This is a genomic window from Nocardiopsis sp. NPDC055879, from assembly GCF_053615935.1.
This window is the reverse complement of the sequence record NZ_JBSHCT010000026.1, coordinates 37332-51719: the sequence shown is the minus strand read 5'-3', so window position 1 is coordinate 51719 and position 14388 is coordinate 37332. Positions and strand designations below refer to the sequence as shown.

At 69.7% G+C, this 14388-nt stretch carries 13 protein-coding genes; 3 read left to right on the top strand and 10 right to left on the bottom strand.

What is annotated here, in order from left to right; all coding sequences use genetic code 11:
* Positions 1-15: 15 nt before the first annotated feature.
* Positions 16-630: a TetR/AcrR family transcriptional regulator gene (locus ACWGKS_RS25260; RefSeq protein ID WP_358515389.1), complete on the top strand. Its 615-nt coding sequence runs from the start codon at positions 16-18 to the stop codon at positions 628-630.
* A 66-nt stretch (positions 631-696) separates the two neighbouring features.
* On the opposite strand, the gene ACWGKS_RS25255 is transcribed toward ACWGKS_RS25260, so the two are convergent.
* The 4 genes from ACWGKS_RS25255 to ACWGKS_RS25240 are packed head-to-tail and all read right to left on the bottom strand — an operon-like array spanning position 697 to position 4473.
* Positions 697-1908, bottom strand: a complete 1212-nt coding sequence (locus ACWGKS_RS25255; RefSeq protein ID WP_358515392.1) for an acyl-CoA dehydrogenase family protein — start codon at positions 1906-1908, stop codon at positions 697-699.
* Entirely contained in the window at positions 1908-2933 is a 1026-nt protein-coding gene (locus ACWGKS_RS25250) for a phosphotransferase family protein (RefSeq protein ID WP_452524251.1), read from the bottom strand. Before ACWGKS_RS25250 ends, ACWGKS_RS25255 begins: the two co-directional genes overlap by 1 nt.
* Complete coding sequence (locus ACWGKS_RS25245; RefSeq protein ID WP_358516305.1) at positions 2930-3718, bottom strand: SDR family oxidoreductase; 789 nt, start codon at positions 3716-3718, stop codon at positions 2930-2932. The genes ACWGKS_RS25250 and ACWGKS_RS25245 overlap by 4 nt, the downstream gene beginning before the upstream one ends.
* Complete coding sequence (locus ACWGKS_RS25240) at positions 3718-4473, bottom strand: SDR family oxidoreductase (RefSeq protein WP_358516303.1); 756 nt, start codon at positions 4471-4473, stop codon at positions 3718-3720. Before ACWGKS_RS25240 ends, ACWGKS_RS25245 begins: the two co-directional genes overlap by 1 nt.
* 185 nt (positions 4474-4658) lie before the next feature.
* On the opposite strand from ACWGKS_RS25240, the gene ACWGKS_RS25235 reads away from it, so the two are divergent.
* Both ACWGKS_RS25235 and ACWGKS_RS25230 read left to right on the top strand, forming a co-directional pair.
* Positions 4659-4940 carry a GNAT family N-acetyltransferase gene (locus tag ACWGKS_RS25235; protein ID WP_358516300.1) on the top strand — a complete coding sequence of 94 codons (282 nt, stop codon included), beginning with the start codon at positions 4659-4661 and terminating at the stop codon, positions 4938-4940.
* Positions 4941-5003: 63 nt separating this feature from the next.
* The gene (locus ACWGKS_RS25230; RefSeq protein WP_452524248.1) at positions 5004-5906 is read left to right on the top strand and encodes an LLM class flavin-dependent oxidoreductase; all 903 of its coding nucleotides are present in this window, start codon (positions 5004-5006) and stop codon (positions 5904-5906) included.
* Positions 5907-6454: 548 nt separating this feature from the next.
* Here ACWGKS_RS25230 and ACWGKS_RS25225 read toward each other — a convergent pair.
* The 6 genes from ACWGKS_RS25225 to tkt all read right to left on the bottom strand — a co-directional run bounded on the left by ACWGKS_RS25225 (position 6455) and on the right by tkt (position 14104).
* Positions 6455-6937: an HNH endonuclease signature motif containing protein gene (locus ACWGKS_RS25225; RefSeq protein ID WP_452524259.1), complete on the bottom strand. Its 483-nt coding sequence runs from the start codon at positions 6935-6937 to the stop codon at positions 6455-6457.
* 562 nt (positions 6938-7499) lie between these two features.
* The gene (pgl, locus tag ACWGKS_RS25220) at positions 7500-8246 is read right to left on the bottom strand and encodes a 6-phosphogluconolactonase (RefSeq protein ID WP_358513121.1); all 747 of its coding nucleotides are present in this window, start codon (positions 8244-8246) and stop codon (positions 7500-7502) included.
* 1 nt (position 8247) lies between these two features.
* Positions 8248-9168, bottom strand: a complete 921-nt coding sequence (locus ACWGKS_RS25215; RefSeq protein WP_358513123.1) for a glucose-6-phosphate dehydrogenase assembly protein OpcA — start codon at positions 9166-9168, stop codon at positions 8248-8250.
* A gap of 16 nt (positions 9169-9184) precedes the next feature.
* On the bottom strand, positions 9185-10735 hold the full coding sequence (zwf, locus tag ACWGKS_RS25210) for a glucose-6-phosphate dehydrogenase (RefSeq protein WP_358513204.1): 1551 nt from the start codon (positions 10733-10735) through the stop codon (positions 9185-9187).
* Between the two features lie 106 nt (positions 10736-10841).
* Positions 10842-11948, bottom strand: a complete 1107-nt coding sequence (gene tal, locus ACWGKS_RS25205; protein ID WP_358513125.1) for a transaldolase — start codon at positions 11946-11948, stop codon at positions 10842-10844.
* 62 nt (positions 11949-12010) lie between these two features.
* Entirely contained in the window at positions 12011-14104 is a 2094-nt protein-coding gene (tkt, locus tag ACWGKS_RS25200) for a transketolase (RefSeq protein ID WP_358513127.1), read from the bottom strand.
* Between the last annotated feature and the right edge of the window lie 284 nt (positions 14105-14388).

Genomic DNA, 14388 nt, shown 5'->3' with positions numbered 1-14388 from the left:
GAGGTGGTACGGGACATGCGCGGTGCACAGCGGACGGCCGATGGGGACACCCCACGAGGCACGGTGCCCGAACGACTGCTGAGCGCGGCCACACGGCTCTTCGCCGAACGCGGCTTCGAGGGCACCTCGGTACAGGAGGTCGTGGCCGCCGCGGGCGTCACCAAGGGCGCCATGTACCACTACTTCGGTTCCAAGGACGACCTGCTCTACGAGGTCTACGCCCGGGTGCTGCGTATGCAGACCGAGCACCTGCAGGAGATCTCCGCCCGGGACGAGCCCGTCACCGAACGGGTGCACGCGGCCGCCGCCGACGTCATCGTCACCACCGTCGCCAACCTCGACGACAGCACCATCTTCTTCCGCTCCATGCACCAGCTCGCCCCGGAGAAGCAGCGCAGCGTGCGCGCCGAGCGTCGCAAGTACCACGAGTTGTTCCGGTCCATGATCGAACAGGGGCAGAAGGAGGGCGTCTTCCGCGCCGACGTCCCCGCCGACCTGGTCATCGACTACTACTTCGGCTCCGTGCACCACCTGAGCACCTGGTATCGCCACGACGGCGCCCTGACCGGTCAGGACGTGGGCGGGCACTTCGCCGACCTGCTCCTGGCCGGCCTGCGCCCCCAGGGCTGACCCCCGCACAAGTGGCGAGGGCCGGGGACCCGCCCCGGCCCCGGCCCTTCCGCGACGCGCGAGAGGCTACGCGTACTTGCGCAGTTCCGCGCGGCCCAGCGAACGCAGGTGCACCTCGTCCGGCCCGTCGGCCAGGCGCAGCGAACGCACCCCCGCCTGCCAGGCGGCGATCGGCACGTCCTGGCTGACCCCGGCCGCGCCGTGCGCCTGCACGCACTTGTCGAGGATCCACTCCACGGTGCGCGGGGTGGCGATCTTGATCGCCTGGATCTCGGTGTGGGCGCCCTTGTTGCCCACCGTGTCCATCAGGTAGGCGGTCTTGAGCACCAGCAGACGCAGTTGCTCGATCTGCACCCGTGCCTCGGCGATCCACTCGCGCACCACGCCCTGCTCGGCCAGCGGGCGGCCGAACGCCACCCGATCCAGCACACGCCGGCAGGTGATCTCCAGGGCACGCTCGGCCATGCCCAGGGCGCGCATGCAGTGGTGGATCCGCCCCGGGCCCAGACGGGCCTGGGCGACGGCGAAGCCCTCCCCCTCGGCGCCGACGAGGTTCTCCGCCGGTACCCGCACGTTCTCGAACAGCACCTCGGCGTGGCCGCCGTGGTCGCTGTCGTCGTAGCCGAACACCGTCATGCCCCGCTCGACGGTCAACCCGGGGGTGTCGCGCGGCACCAGCACCATGCTCTGCTGCTTGTGTCGGTCGGCTTCGGGGGCGGTCTTGCCCATCACGATGAAGATCTCGCAGGCGGGGTTGAGCGCCCCGGTGATGAACCACTTGCGGCCGTTGATCACGTACTCGTCGCCCTCACGGACGATGCTCGTGGTGATGTTGGTGGCGTCGGAGGAGGCCACCGCGGGCTCGGTCATCGCGAACGCGGACCGGATCCGCGCGTCCAACAACGGCTCCAACCAGCGCTTCTTCTGGTCGGGGGTACCGAACATCGTCAGCACCTCCATGTTGCCGGTGTCGGGCGCGGCGCAGTTGAGGGCGGCCGGGGCCAGACGGGGGCTGCGCCCGGTGATCTCCGCCAGCGGGGCGTACCGGAGGTTGGGCAGCCCGCCGTGCTCGGGATGCCCGGCCAGGAACAGGTTCCACAGACCCCGCTTCCTGGCCTCGGCCTGGAGTTCGCCCACGATCGGCGGGATCGCCCAGGGGTCGTCGCGTTCGGCGAGTTGGGTCTCCATCACCGGTTCGGCCGGATAGACGTGTTCTTCCATGAAGGCGAGGAGCCGCTGCCGCGACTCCTCGGTCTCGGCGTCGTAGGCGAAGTCCATCATTTCTCCTTGAGCATGGTGTGTGCGCGTTCCACCAGCGGCGCGACCACGTCGCCGATGCCGTCGAAACCCGCTCCGACGGTCAGCCCCCGGGTGTGCCGGAAGTGGATGCCCTCGGCGATCACCGCGAGCTTGAAGCAGCCGAAGGCCACGTACCAGCCGAGTCGGGACACGTCGCGACCGGTGGTGGCGGCGTACATCCGCACGAGCTCGTCGGAGGACGGGAAACCCTCGGCGGAGGTGGCGGGGTGGTCCCCGCCGGTGACCGGGCGTTCCCGGTAGACGAGCATCAGGCCCAGGTCCACGAGCGGATCGCCCAGGGTGGCCATCTCCCAGTCGAGTACCGCTGTGAGCTCGCCGTCGTCGGTGACCAGCACGTTGTCGAGCCGGTAGTCGCCGTGCACGATCGCGGGCGCGGACGATTCCGGGATGGACCGCGCCAACCGGTCGCGGAGTTCGTCGATACCGGGGATGTCCCGGCTGCGCGAGGCCTCCAGCTGCTTGCTCCACCGGCGCACCTGGCGCTCCAGGAACCCGTCCGGGCGACCGAAGTCGGCCAGGCCCACCGTGGCGGGGTCGATGGCGTGCAGCCGGCCCAGGGTGGTGACCAGTCGTTCGGCGACCGCGTGGACGCCGTCGGGGCCCAGCGGCGCGATCTCCTCCTGGGTGCGAAAGGCGGTCCCGCCCACGTACTCCATGACGTAGAACGGGGCGCCCAACACCTCGGTGTCCTCGCACAGGTGGTGGGTGCGCGGAACCGGCACGTCGGTCTCGCGCAGCGCCGTCATCACCCGGTATTCGCGCGACATGTCGTGCGCGGTGGCCAGCACGTGCCCCAGGGGCGGGCGGCGCACCACCCACGTCCCGGTGCCGTCGGTGACCACGTAGGTCAGGTTCGACCTGCCGCCGGTGACCACCCGACCGGTTAGCGGGCCCGACACCAGGCCGGGGACCTCCCGGTCCAGGTAGGAGCGCAACCGGTCCAGGTCCAGGCCGGGGAGTCCACCCTCGTTCCCGTCGCTCATTCGGTCTCCTCCTCGGCGAACACCTTGGCCTGGATACGGCGCATCCCCACCAGCCAGGCGTCGGTGTCGGTGGCTCGGGCCGCGTAGTAGTCGGCGGCCTCCGGGTGCGGCAGGATCAGGAACCGGCCATCGCTCAGGGCCACCAGCACGGTGTCGGCGACCTCCTCGGGCGTGATCGCCCCGGGGGAGAGGATGGCCTGACCCTGGTCACCGGCGTCGTCGAGCATGCCGGTACGCACGCCCAGCGGGCACAGGCACTGCACGGTGATCCCGCGGTCCCCGTAGGTGGCCGACAGCCACTCGCTGAAGGACAGGGCGGCGTGCTTGGTCACCGAGTACGGCGCGCTGCCCAGCATGGTGAGCAGACCCGCCCCGGAGGCGGTGGTGACGAAGTGACCCCGGCCGCGCTCCAACCACCCGGGCAGGAGTTCACGGGCGGCGCGCACGTGCGACATCACGTTGACCTGCCAGGAGGCCTCCCAGTCGGATTCGAGGGCCTCCGGGCCGCCGCTGCGGGCGATCCCCGCGTTGGCCATGTACAGGTCGATGCCGCCCAGGTGGGCGTCGGCCTCGGCGATGAGTGCGGTGACCCCCGCCTCGGAGGCCGCGTCACCGGGCACGGCGATCCCGCCGATCTCACCGGCCACGGCCTCGGCCGCGGAGGCGTCCAGGTCGTTGACGACCACCCGGGCCCCGGCGGAGGCCAACCGGCGGGCCACGGCCGCGCCGATACCGTTACCGGCGCCGGTGACGACCACTCCGGCGTTCTTGGGGTCCAGCGGCATCAAACACCCCCGGTGAGGGTCATGCCGCCGTCGAGGACGAGGGTGCGGCCGGTGATCCAGGAGGCGTCTTCGGAGAGCAGGAACGCGACCGCGCCGGCGACGTCCTCGGGCACGCCGAGCCGCTTCAACGGGTACTGGGAGGAGACCTCTTCCTCGCGCCCGTCGTACAGCGCCTCGGCGAAGCGGGTCTTGACCACGGCGGGGGCGACCCCGTTCACCCGGATGTCGGGGCCGAGCTCGACCGCGAACTCCTCGGTGATGTGTCGGAGCATCGCCTTGGAGGCGCCGTAGAAGCCGATCCCGGGGGCGGGCTTGAGACCGGCCACGGAGGAGACGTTGACGATCGAGCCACCGTGCTCGGCCATGCCGGCCCGGTACACCTTCTGCACCCAGGAGACCGCCGAGAGCGCGTTCACCTCGAAGATCTTGCGGGCCGCGTCCAGGTCCAGGTCGACCATGCGTCCGTAGACCGGGTTGATCCCGGTGTTGTTGACGAACATGTCGACCGCGCCGAACGCCTCCTTGGTGGCGGCGATGGCCTCGTCCTGGTGTTCGGGGTCGTCGCCGCGCCCGGGGACCCCGATGGCGTGTTCGGGGCCGCCCAGGGCCTCGACCGCCTCCTTGAGGGGATCGGGCTTGCGCGCGGTGACGCACACGCGGGCTCCCTCGGAGATGAGGCGTTGGGCGATGGCCAGGCCGATACCGCGACTGGCACCGGTGATGATGGCGGTGCGGCCGCCGAACCGCGAAGTCATGCGTACTCCTTAGACCGACTGGTCGGTATGTCAAGGCGACCCTATGTCCACGGGGCGCGCGCCGCAAGGGGTGGAGGCTCCCCGGTAAGGGTGACAATGGGGTCGCACGGGAACATAGGTGCCCGTGCGGGACCCCCGGGTTCCAACACCCGTTCCCGACATCTCCCGACATCGAAAGGGATCCCGTGGCTACCGAGGTCAAGGACGTTCCGGAGAACAACCGCTATGTGATCACCTCCGACGGAGAGGAGGCGGGCTTCGCCGAGTACATCCTCACCGACACCATGATCACCTTCACCCACACCGAGGTCGATCCCGCCTTCGAGGGCAAGGGCATCGGCGGCGCCCTCGTTCGTGAGGCCCTCGACGACGTGCGCACCCGTGACCTGTCCGTGCTGCCCATGTGCCCGTTCGTCAAGGGCTGGATCGAACGACACCCCGAGTACACCGACCTCGTCTATCGCTGAGCGTGTGGTCACCTCCCGACCGGGCAGGACCGCAGGGCAGCCGAGAACCAGGAGGCGTGAACGTTGGGCATCGACTACGGACGTGACATCGAATTCGGGGTCTTCCCCTCGCCGGAGACCGCGAAGCTGGACCGCACCTGGGCGGTGATCGACGCGGCCGAACGGGGCGGGCTGGACTTCGTGGGCATCCAGGACCACCCCTACCAACGCCGGCACCTGGACACCTGGGCGCTGATGGCCACGGTCCTGGCCCGCACCGAGCGCCTACGGGTCTTCCCGGACGTGGCCAACCTGCCGCTGCGGCCACCCGCCATCATCGCCAAGAACTCCGCGAGCCTGGACGTGCTCTCCGGTGGCCGCTTCGAACTGGGGCTGGGCGCCGGCGGGTTCTGGGAGGCGATCGAGGCCATGGGCGGGCCCCGACACAGCCCACGCGAGGCCGCCGACGCCCTGCTGGAGGCGGTCGAGGTGATCCGCCTGCTGTGGTCGGACCAGCGCTCGGTGCGCTTCGAGGGCGAGCACTATCGCCTGGCCGGGGTCAAACCCGGCCCGCCACCCGCCCACGACATCGGCATCTGGCTGGGCGTGCTGGGTCCCCGTCTACTCAAAGCGGTCGGCAGGGTCGCCGACGGCTGGGTGCCCTCCCACGCCTACGCGGGCACCGACAAGCTTCCCGGCATGCATGCGCGCATCGACGAGGGCGCCGCCGAGGCCGGCCGCGACCCGGCCGACATCCGCCGCGTGTACAACCTGTGGGGCACCATCGGCGATTCGGCCGGCTCCTCCGGTGGCGGCTTGGATGGTCCGGTCGACCAGTGGGTGGAGCGCATCACCGAGTTCGCCGTGGAGTACGGGATGGACACATTCGTCCTGGGGCCGGTGGAGGAGTCCCCGGAGCAGGTGGAGCTGTTCGCCGCCGAGGTCGCCCCTGCGGTGCGAGAGGCCGTGCGCCATGCCCGAGGCTGAGTGAGTGGTGAGGGGTGGGGTGGGTGTGTAGGTGGGGCGCTCGTAGGGCGCCTGAGGTTGGGAGCTTTGGGGTTGTTGGGCGTTGTTCGGGTGGTTGGGGGCGCCTCGGGTCGGGAGTCTTGGGGTTGTTGGGCGGGGTGGGGGTGGGTTCTCCCTCCTTCCCCGCCGCGTGATTGTTGCCGCCCGCACCGCACGCGTCAAGGCAATGGTGAGTGCTGTAGCGATCGGGCTGGTGGCCTTGACCCGTACGGTGCGGGCGGCGGTTTGGCGGCTATCGGGGAAGGGGGGAGAGTGGTTGAGGTCCCAAAGGGCCCTGTGGGCCTTCGGCCCACTCCGGCCGCAGCCGGCCGGATCCCTTCCCCTCCCTCTGGTGTCCTCGTGGGGCGCGTCGCCACTACGTGACGGGTGAGGTCACGAAGTACCCGCTACAGGCCAGGCACAGGGCGGGGCGCGTCCCCGCGGTAGCCGGCCCTGACGAGGCCCTTTCCCCGATGATCTTGCTCGTAGCGCCATGTTGGGCGCCCAACATGGCGCTACGAGCAAGATCATCATGGTGGAGAGACAGCACGGGGTTGATGGTGTCGGTGGGCCGGTACCCGGGGCGGGAGCCGGTACCGGGGGTGGAAGTGGTGCCGACACCCCCGATGGGAGCCACTCCGGCCCCGGAATGTGGCTCCGGGTGGGGGTCGCGGTGTTTCTGTCCTTGGGCATGGGGATATCCCCACAGGACACAGGGCCCTTGGGGTCTGACACCCAACCGGGGGTGTTCTCGTCGGGGTGGGGTTCCACCTGGCGGAAACGGGCGGTGGAAGCGGATGGTGGTGGTCAGGGGCGGTGGCTGGGGCTGGCTCCCCCTCACCATCCCCGGACCCGGCTTCTTTTCCCGCTTCTTGGTGGTTCTGGGCGTGGTGGTGTTCCCAGATCTGCCGGTTCACCTTGGCCTGTAGCCGGTGCTTGAGCCGATTGTGGGTCGAGCACAGGATCTGCATGTTGTCCGCGCTCGTGGCCCCGCCGTGGGAGAACGGGACGATGTGGTCGTACTGCGACCAGCTACGCGGCATGTCGCAGCCCTGGTGCCACTCGCAGTAGGGCTTCTTGAACCCGGCCGCTTGACGGACCGGATCGGGGGCGCACCGCTGCTTGCGCCCCACATCCAACAGAGTCCGACCCTGGGACCGGCGCAGCCAACTGTGGGGGGTCAGGTGGGCCACCATCTGATCGGGCAACACCACCCCATCCTCGGTGGTGGCCGGTTCAGTGGTGCCGTCTCCCAGGAAGGGCTTGAGGGGGACGGTGATGTTCAACGTGGCCAACGGTTGGCGGCTCAGGCTGGAGCAACCCCGGTGAGTCAGAGCGGTCTCGAAGATCCGCATCATCGCGTCATAAGCGCGCTGATGCTTCGGCATCGCCGCGTTCTCCGGCCCATACGGCTCGGTATAAGCCTGCAGAGCGGCCTGGATCAGCTCGTTGTCGGCCCCCGCCCCTACCCCCACCCCATCCGCCTCCATCCCCGAACATGACGATGCCCTGGCAGGGAACCCCGCCAGGGCATCGCTCCTTCGTGCGTTCTTTCCTACGTCTGTAGGCGCATCACTACAACTTCGAGGCGGACGCCTCGTCCAACCAGAACACCGTCTTCTCGCTGCCCTTCACGCCCGCGACAGGTGCCTCGTCCACGCTCGCACCCGACAGCCCCAGGCGCACCGCTTCGGACTTGGACTCACCCGAGGCCAGTACCCACACCTGGCGCGCCGAGTTGATCGACGACAGGGTCAGGCTCACCCGGGTCGGCGGGGGCTTGGGGGAGTCGTGGACCGCCACGGCGGCGGCCCCGTCCTCGCGCACGCCCGGCAGGCCCGGGAACAGCGAGGCGACATGCGCGTCCGGCCCGAGGCCCAACAGGCACACGTCGAAGGCGGGCACAGGCCCCTCGCCTCGCGCGGCCACCGACAGCGCGGCCGAGTAGTTGGTCGCCGCGCGCTCGACCTCGGCGAGGTCGGTCCCGTCGGAGGCCGGCATCGGGTGCACGTTGTCGGCCGGGATGTCGATGTCGTCGATCAGCGCCTCACGGGCCTGGGTCTCGTTGCGCTCGGCGTCGCCCTCGGGAAGGAAACGCTCGTCGCCCCACCACAGGTGCACGTGGGACCACTTCATAGCGCTGGCCTTGGCCTCGTCGCGAAGAGCCGCGAGGGTCTGGATGCCGACCCCACCGCCGGTCAACACGAGGTGGAAGTCGCGCTCCTCCGTCTCGGCGCTCACGATCAGCTTCGCCAACCGTGACGCCGCGCTCTGCGCCAACTGTGCGGCGTCGTTGGTGCGGACGATCTCCGGTTCGCTCATCTCAAGCTCCGCTTCCAGCGAGCATCGGCCCGAGATGGCGGGCCGCGTTCGCGTACGTTTCGTCAGGGTCCAGGCGGCGCAGTTCCTCGGCCAGCGCCGTGGCGGCACCGCGTCGGGCCAGGGCCACCCTCTGGTCGGGCTGGGAGAACCTGCTCAGGGTGGCCACACGGCCATCACGTCGGGAGATCACGATGTCCCCCTGGTCGGTGGTCAGACTCACCTCGGTCAGCCCAGGGCCGTCCGAGGCGTGGCGCTCCACCGAGATCTCCAGGCGTTCGGACAGCCAAGCCGCGAGCAAATCGGCGCTCGGATAGTCGGGTTCGGCCGTCACCTTGGCCCCGGTCACCCACCCGCAGGGCTGGTCCATGACGCTGGCCAGCAGTGAGCGCCATGGGGTGAGCCGGGTCCAGGTCAGGTCGGTGTCACCGGGACGATAGTGGGCGACCCGGTCCATCAGGTCGCGCAGCGGGTCCGGGGCGCGCAGGGCGTCGGTGATCCGACGTTGGGCGAGTCGGCCCACCGGGTCCGAGGCGGGGTCGACCGGCCCCTGTCCCGGCCACCACACCACCACGGGCGCGTCCGGTACCAAGAGCGGCGTGAGCACCGAGTCCGGGTGTTCGCCCAAGGGCCCGTACAGGCGCAACAGCACCGCCTCGCCGGGCCCCGAGGTGCCCGGTCGACGGATCTCGGCGTCGATGGTGGGTTCGGCCTTGGGGTCACGACGAACGAGCGCCACCACCCGCGAGGGGTGTTCGCGCCCGGCCTCGGTGGCGGCCCGTACGGCGTCGTAGTGGTCGGCCTCGTCGGTGACGATGACCAGGGTGAGCACCATGTTCATGGCACCGCCACCGACGCTGAGCCGTTCGGCCATGAGCGCCTCGGTGATCTCCGAGGTGGTGGTGCGCGGCAGGTAGAGCGTCATCTATTCCTCCCGACGGTCACGGACGTCGCCACTGGCGGCCGTCCCTGGCGAGCAGTTCGTGGGCGGACTCCGGACCCCAGGTGCCCGAGCCGTACTGTTCGGGCTTGCCGTTCACGGCCCAGTACTCCTCGACCGGGTCCAGGATCCGCCAGGACAGCTCCACTTCCTCTTGTCGCGGGAACAGCGGCGGGTCGCCGATGAGCACGTCCAGGATGAGTCGTTCGTAGGCTTCGGGGCTGGCCTCGGTGAAGGACTGCCCGTAGGTGAAGTCCATGCTCACGTCGCGCACCTCCATGGAGGTGCCCGGCACCTTGGAACCGAACCGCAGGGTCACGCCCTCGTCCGGTTGGATACGCAGTACCAGGGCGTTCTGTCCCAGTTCGCTGACGTCGGTGCGGGAGAACATCTGCTGCGGCGCGGCCTGGAACACCAGCGCCACCTCGGTGACACGGCGGCCCAGACGCTTGCCGGTGCGCATGTAGAACGGAACGCCCGCCCAACGGCGGGTGCCCACGTTCACCTTCAGCGCCGCGTAGGTCTCGGTCACCGAGTCGGAGGGGATGCCCTCCTCTTCGAGGTAGCCGCGCACCGCCGCGCCGCCCTGCCACCCGGCGGCGTACTGGCCCCGGGCGGTACCGGTGGCCAGGTCCTCGGGCAGGGTGACGGCGGAGAGCACCTTCTCCTTCTCCGTGCGGATCGCGTCGGCGTTGTAGGAGACCGGCTCCTCCATGGCCACGAGCGCCAGCAGTTGCAGCAGATGGTTCTGCATGACGTCGCGAGCCGCGCCGATACCGTCGTAGTAGCCGGCGCGACCGCCCACACCGATGTCCTCGGCCATCGTGATCTGCACGTGGTCGACGTAGCTGCGGTTCCACAGCGGCTCGAACAGGGTGTTGGCGAAGCGCAGCGCCAGGATGTTCTGGACCGTCTCCTTGCCCAGGTAGTGGTCGATGCGGAACACCGCCGAGGGCGGGAAGACCTCGTCCACGACCTGGTTGAGCTCTTGGGCGCTCTCCAGGTCGTGCCCGAAGGGTTTCTCGATCACCACCCGGCGCCACGGGGTGATCCCGCCCGGCCCCGAACCCTCCTCGGCCTGGGCCAGACCGGACCGCTTGAGCTGGGTGACCACGGTCGGGAACAGCTTGGGCGGCAGCGACAGGTAGAACGCGTAGTTGCCGCCGGTACCGCGCTCGTGGTCCAGTTCCGTCACGGTCCGGGCCAGCTCGTCGAAGGCCTCGTCGTCGTCCAGGTCGCCCTGCACGAATCGCACGCCCTCGCTGAGCTGGCGCCACACGTCCTCACGGAACGGCGTGCGCGCGTGTTTGCGCACGGCCTCCTGCGCCACCTGGGCGAAGTCCTGGTCCTCCCAGTCCCGGCGGGCGAAACCCACCAGACCGAAGCCCGGCGGCAACAATCCCCTGTTGGCCAGGTCGTAGATGCCCGGCAGCAGCTTCTTGCGCGCCAGGTCACCCGTGACCCCGAACAGGACCAGGACACTGGGCCCGGCGATCCGGGGAAGTCGTCGGTCCAGGGCGTTGCGGAGCGGGTTGGGTACCGCCCCCGGCATCACCGGTTCTTTCACGGTCTCTTCTCTTTCCGATGGAGAGTGGCCGGTGCTTCGGTGGTGTGCTCGCGGGCCGTTCCGGGGCCGTGCGCCGGAACGGCCCGCGGTGTCAGCCGAGCTTGTCGAGCTTGGCCGACAGCGCCTCCAGGAGGCTCTTCCAGGAATCGACGAACTTCTCGACCCCTTCCCGCTCCAGGACGGTGAACACGTCGGTCAGGCTCACTCCGGCGTCCGCGAGGGCGGCGAAGTCGTCCTGGGCCTGCTCGTAGGTGCCCAGAACGGTATTGCCGGTGATCCGACCGTGGTCGGCGGTCGCGTCCAGGGTGGCCTGCGGCATGGTGTTCACGGTGTCGCGGGCCACCAGGCCGGTGACGTAGAGGGTGTCCTCCAGCGCCGGGTCCTTGACGCCGGTGGACGCCCACAGCGGACGCTGTGGCTTGGCGCCCTGCTCGGCGAGGGCCCGCCACTCAAGCGAGGAGAACACCTCGACGTGGGCCTTGTAGGCCAGGCGGGCGTTGGCGAGCGCGGCCCTGCCGGTCAGGGCGAGCGCCTCGTCGGTGCCGATCGCCTTCAGACGCTTGTCGACCTCGCTGTCCACGCGGCTGACGAAGAAGGACGCCACCGAGTGGATCTTGGACAGGTCGTGGCCGTTGACCCGCGCCAGCTCCATGCCCTCCAGGAACGCGTCCATCACCTGCCGGTAGCGCTCAAGGGAGAAGATCAGCGTGACGTTGACGCTGATGCCCTCGCCCAGGGTCCGGGTGATGGCGGGCAGACCCGCGGCCGTGGCGGGGATCTTGACCATCAGGTTGGGCCGGTCCACCAGCCACCACAGGGCCTTGGCCTCGGCGGCGGTGCGCTCGGTGTCGTCGGCCAGACGCGGGTCCACCTCAAGGGACACACGGCCGTCCACGCCCTCGGTGGCGTCGTAGACCGGACGCAGGACGTCGGCGGCCCACCGGATGTCGTAGGCGGTGATGGAACGTACCGCCTCCTCCACCGAGACGCCCCGCAGGGCCAGCTCGTGGACCTGCTCGTCGTAGGCGTCACCCTCGGCGAGGGCCTTGTCGAAGATGGTGGGGTTGGAGGTGACGCCGACCACGTGCTTGGTCGACATCAGCTCGGTCAGATCGCCGGTCCGGAGACGTTCGCGGCTGATGTCGTCCAGCCAGACCGAAACGCCCTCCTCGGACAGGTCCCGGAGTGCGTTGCTCATGGTGTTCCTTCTTCCACTGGAACGAGGTCCGCCGCGGGGCTCGACCGCGGCGGACCCCTTGATCACTTGCCGGACTTGGCGAGGCTCTTACGAGCCGCTTCGACGACCGCCTCGGGCGTGAAGCCGAACTTCTCGTACAGGACCTCGTAGGGAGCGGAGGCACCGAAGTGCTCCAGGCTCACCGATTCGCCGGTGTCACCGACGTAGGCGCGCCAACCCATGGCGATGCCGGCCTCGATGGACACGCGGGCGCGCACCGAGGAGGGGAGCACCTGCTCGCGGTACTCCTCGTCCTGACGGTCGAACCACTCCACGCACGGCATCGAGACCACACGGGTGGGCGTGCCCGCTTCCTGGAGGGACTTGCGCGCGTCAAGCGCGATGGGCACCTCACTGCCGGTCGCGATGATGATGACCTCGGGGGTCTCGCCGTCGGCCTCGGCCAGCACGTAGCCGCCCTTGACCGCGCCCTCGGCCGACGCGTACTCCTGTCGGTCCAGGACGGGCAGGTTCTGGCGGGTCAGCGCCAGCGCGGACGGACGGTCGGCGTTCTCCATGATGGAACGCCACACGACGGCGGTCTCGTTGGCGTCGCCCGGGCGGATGACGTCCAGCCCCGGGATGGCGCGCAGCGACCACAGGTGTTCGACCGGCTGGTGGGTGGGGCCGTCCTCACCCAGTCCGATGGAGTCGTGCGTCCACACGTAGGTGATGCCCAGCTTCATCAGCGCGGCCAGGCGGACCGCCGGACGCATGTAGTCGCTGAAGACCAGGAACGTACCGCCGTAGGGGCGGGTCGGGCCGTGCAGGGCGATGCCGTTGAGGATCGAACCCATGCCGTGCTCTCGCACACCGAAGTGCAGGACGCGCCCGTACGGGTTGCCCGGGAACATCTCGCTGGCGCGCTCGAAGGGCAGGAAGGACGGCTCGCCCTTGGGCGTGGTGTTGTTGGACCCGGCCAGGTCGGCGGAGCCGCCCCACAGCTCGGGCAGCACCGGGGCCAGGGCGGAGAGCACCTCACCGCCGGCCTTGCGGGTGGCCATGCCCTTCTCGCTCGCCTCGAAGGTGGGGATGGACTTCTCCCAGCCCTCGGGAAGACGCTGGGAGACCAGGCGGTCGAACAGTTCCGCGCGCTCGCCGGCGCTCTTGTGCCAGGCCTCGAACCCGACCTTCCAGGCGTCGTGCGCCGCACGGCCGCGGTCCACGGCCTCGCGGGTGTGCTCGATGACGGAGTCCTCGACACCGAACGGCTCGTCGGGCAGGCCCAGGATCTGCTTGGTGGCGGAGATCTCGTCGGCGCCGATCGCGGCACCGTGGATGGCGCCGGTGTTCTGCTTGTTGGGCGCCGGCCACCCGATGACGGTGCGCAGGCGGATGAAGGTGGGACGCTCGGTCTCGGCCTTTCCGCGCAGGATCGCCTGGTGGAGGGCCTCGATGTCCTCGACGTATTCGCCGGTGGCGGTCCAGTCGACGTCCTCGACGTGCCAGCCGTAGGCGGCGTAGCGGGCGGCCACGTCCTCGCTGTGCGCGATGCGGGTGTCGTCCTCGATCGAGATCTTGTTGTCGTCCCAGATCATGATGAGGTTGCCCAGCTGCTGGGTCCCCGCCAGGGCGCTGGCCTCGTGGCTCACGCCTTCCTGGACGTCACCGTCGGAGCAGAACGCGTAGATGTGGTGGTCGAAGGGGCTCGCGCCCGGTCCGGCCTCGGGGCTGAACAGGCCGCGCTCGCGGCGGGCGGCCATGGCCATGCCCACGGCGTTGCCCACGCCCTGGCCCAGCGGGCCGGTGGTGGTCTCCACACCGGGGGTGTGGCTGAACTCGGGGTGGCCCGGGGTGCGGCTGCCCCACTGGCGCAGGGACTTCAGGTCCTCCAGCTCCAGGCCGTATCCGGCGAGGTAGAGCTGGATGTACAGGGTGAGGCTGGAGTGACCGATCGACAGGACGAAGCGGTCGCGGCCGGCCCACTCGGGGTCCGAGGGGTCGTGCCGCATGATCTTCTGGAACAGCAGGTAGGCGGCGGGAGCCAGGCTCATCGCGGTACCGGGGTGACCGTTACCCGACTTCTCAACCGAGTCCATGGCCAGTGCCCGGACCGTGTTCACGGCGCGGAGGTCGAGGTCCGACCACTCCAGAGTCTGCGGGGTGTGGGCGTTCACGGACTGACGTCCTCCTTCTCGGGCACCCGAACCATCCGGCGTTCGGGGCGGTGTGGGGTCGTGTGTACTTGTCGGTCGCCGGGCACCCCGGTGACGGCCCACCGGTGGGGGTGGGCCGAAGGGGTGTGGAGGGTGAGAACGGCGCTGTTTGCGAGCCTATCGTCCGTGTCGAGACGTGTCGTTGGGCGACACCTCCTCTTACCCATGGGTAACGGAAGCGTGGCACGTTGGTGGCATGGTGAGGCGTGTGCGAACCTTCCTTACACTCGCCTTACCCCCGCGGC

Bases quoted from the DNA above. Each gene is read 5' to 3' on its own strand.
- ACWGKS_RS25260 (WP_358515389.1), top strand. From the start codon at position 16: ATGCGCGGTGCACAGCGGACGGCCGATGGGGACACCCCACGAGGCACG.
- ACWGKS_RS25255 (WP_358515392.1), bottom strand. From the start codon at position 1,908: ATGGACTTCGCCTACGACGCCGAGACCGAGGAGTCGCGGCAGCGGCTC.
- ACWGKS_RS25250 (WP_452524251.1), bottom strand. From the start codon at position 2,933: ATGAGCGACGGGAACGAGGGTGGACTCCCCGGCCTGGACCTGGACCGG.
- ACWGKS_RS25245 (WP_358516305.1), bottom strand. From the start codon at position 3,718: ATGCCGCTGGACCCCAAGAACGCCGGAGTGGTCGTCACCGGCGCCGGT.
- ACWGKS_RS25240 (WP_358516303.1), bottom strand. From the start codon at position 4,473: ATGACTTCGCGGTTCGGCGGCCGCACCGCCATCATCACCGGTGCCAGT.
- pgl (WP_358513121.1), bottom strand. From the start codon at position 8,246: ATGAGCGAACCGGAGATCGTCCGCACCAACGACGCCGCACAGTTGGCG.
- ACWGKS_RS25215 (WP_358513123.1), bottom strand. From the start codon at position 9,168: ATGACGCTCTACCTGCCGCGCACCACCACCTCGGAGATCACCGAGGCG.
- zwf (WP_358513204.1), bottom strand. From the start codon at position 10,735: ATGCCGGGGGCGGTACCCAACCCGCTCCGCAACGCCCTGGACCGACGA.
- tal (WP_358513125.1), bottom strand. From the start codon at position 11,948: ATGAGCAACGCACTCCGGGACCTGTCCGAGGAGGGCGTTTCGGTCTGG.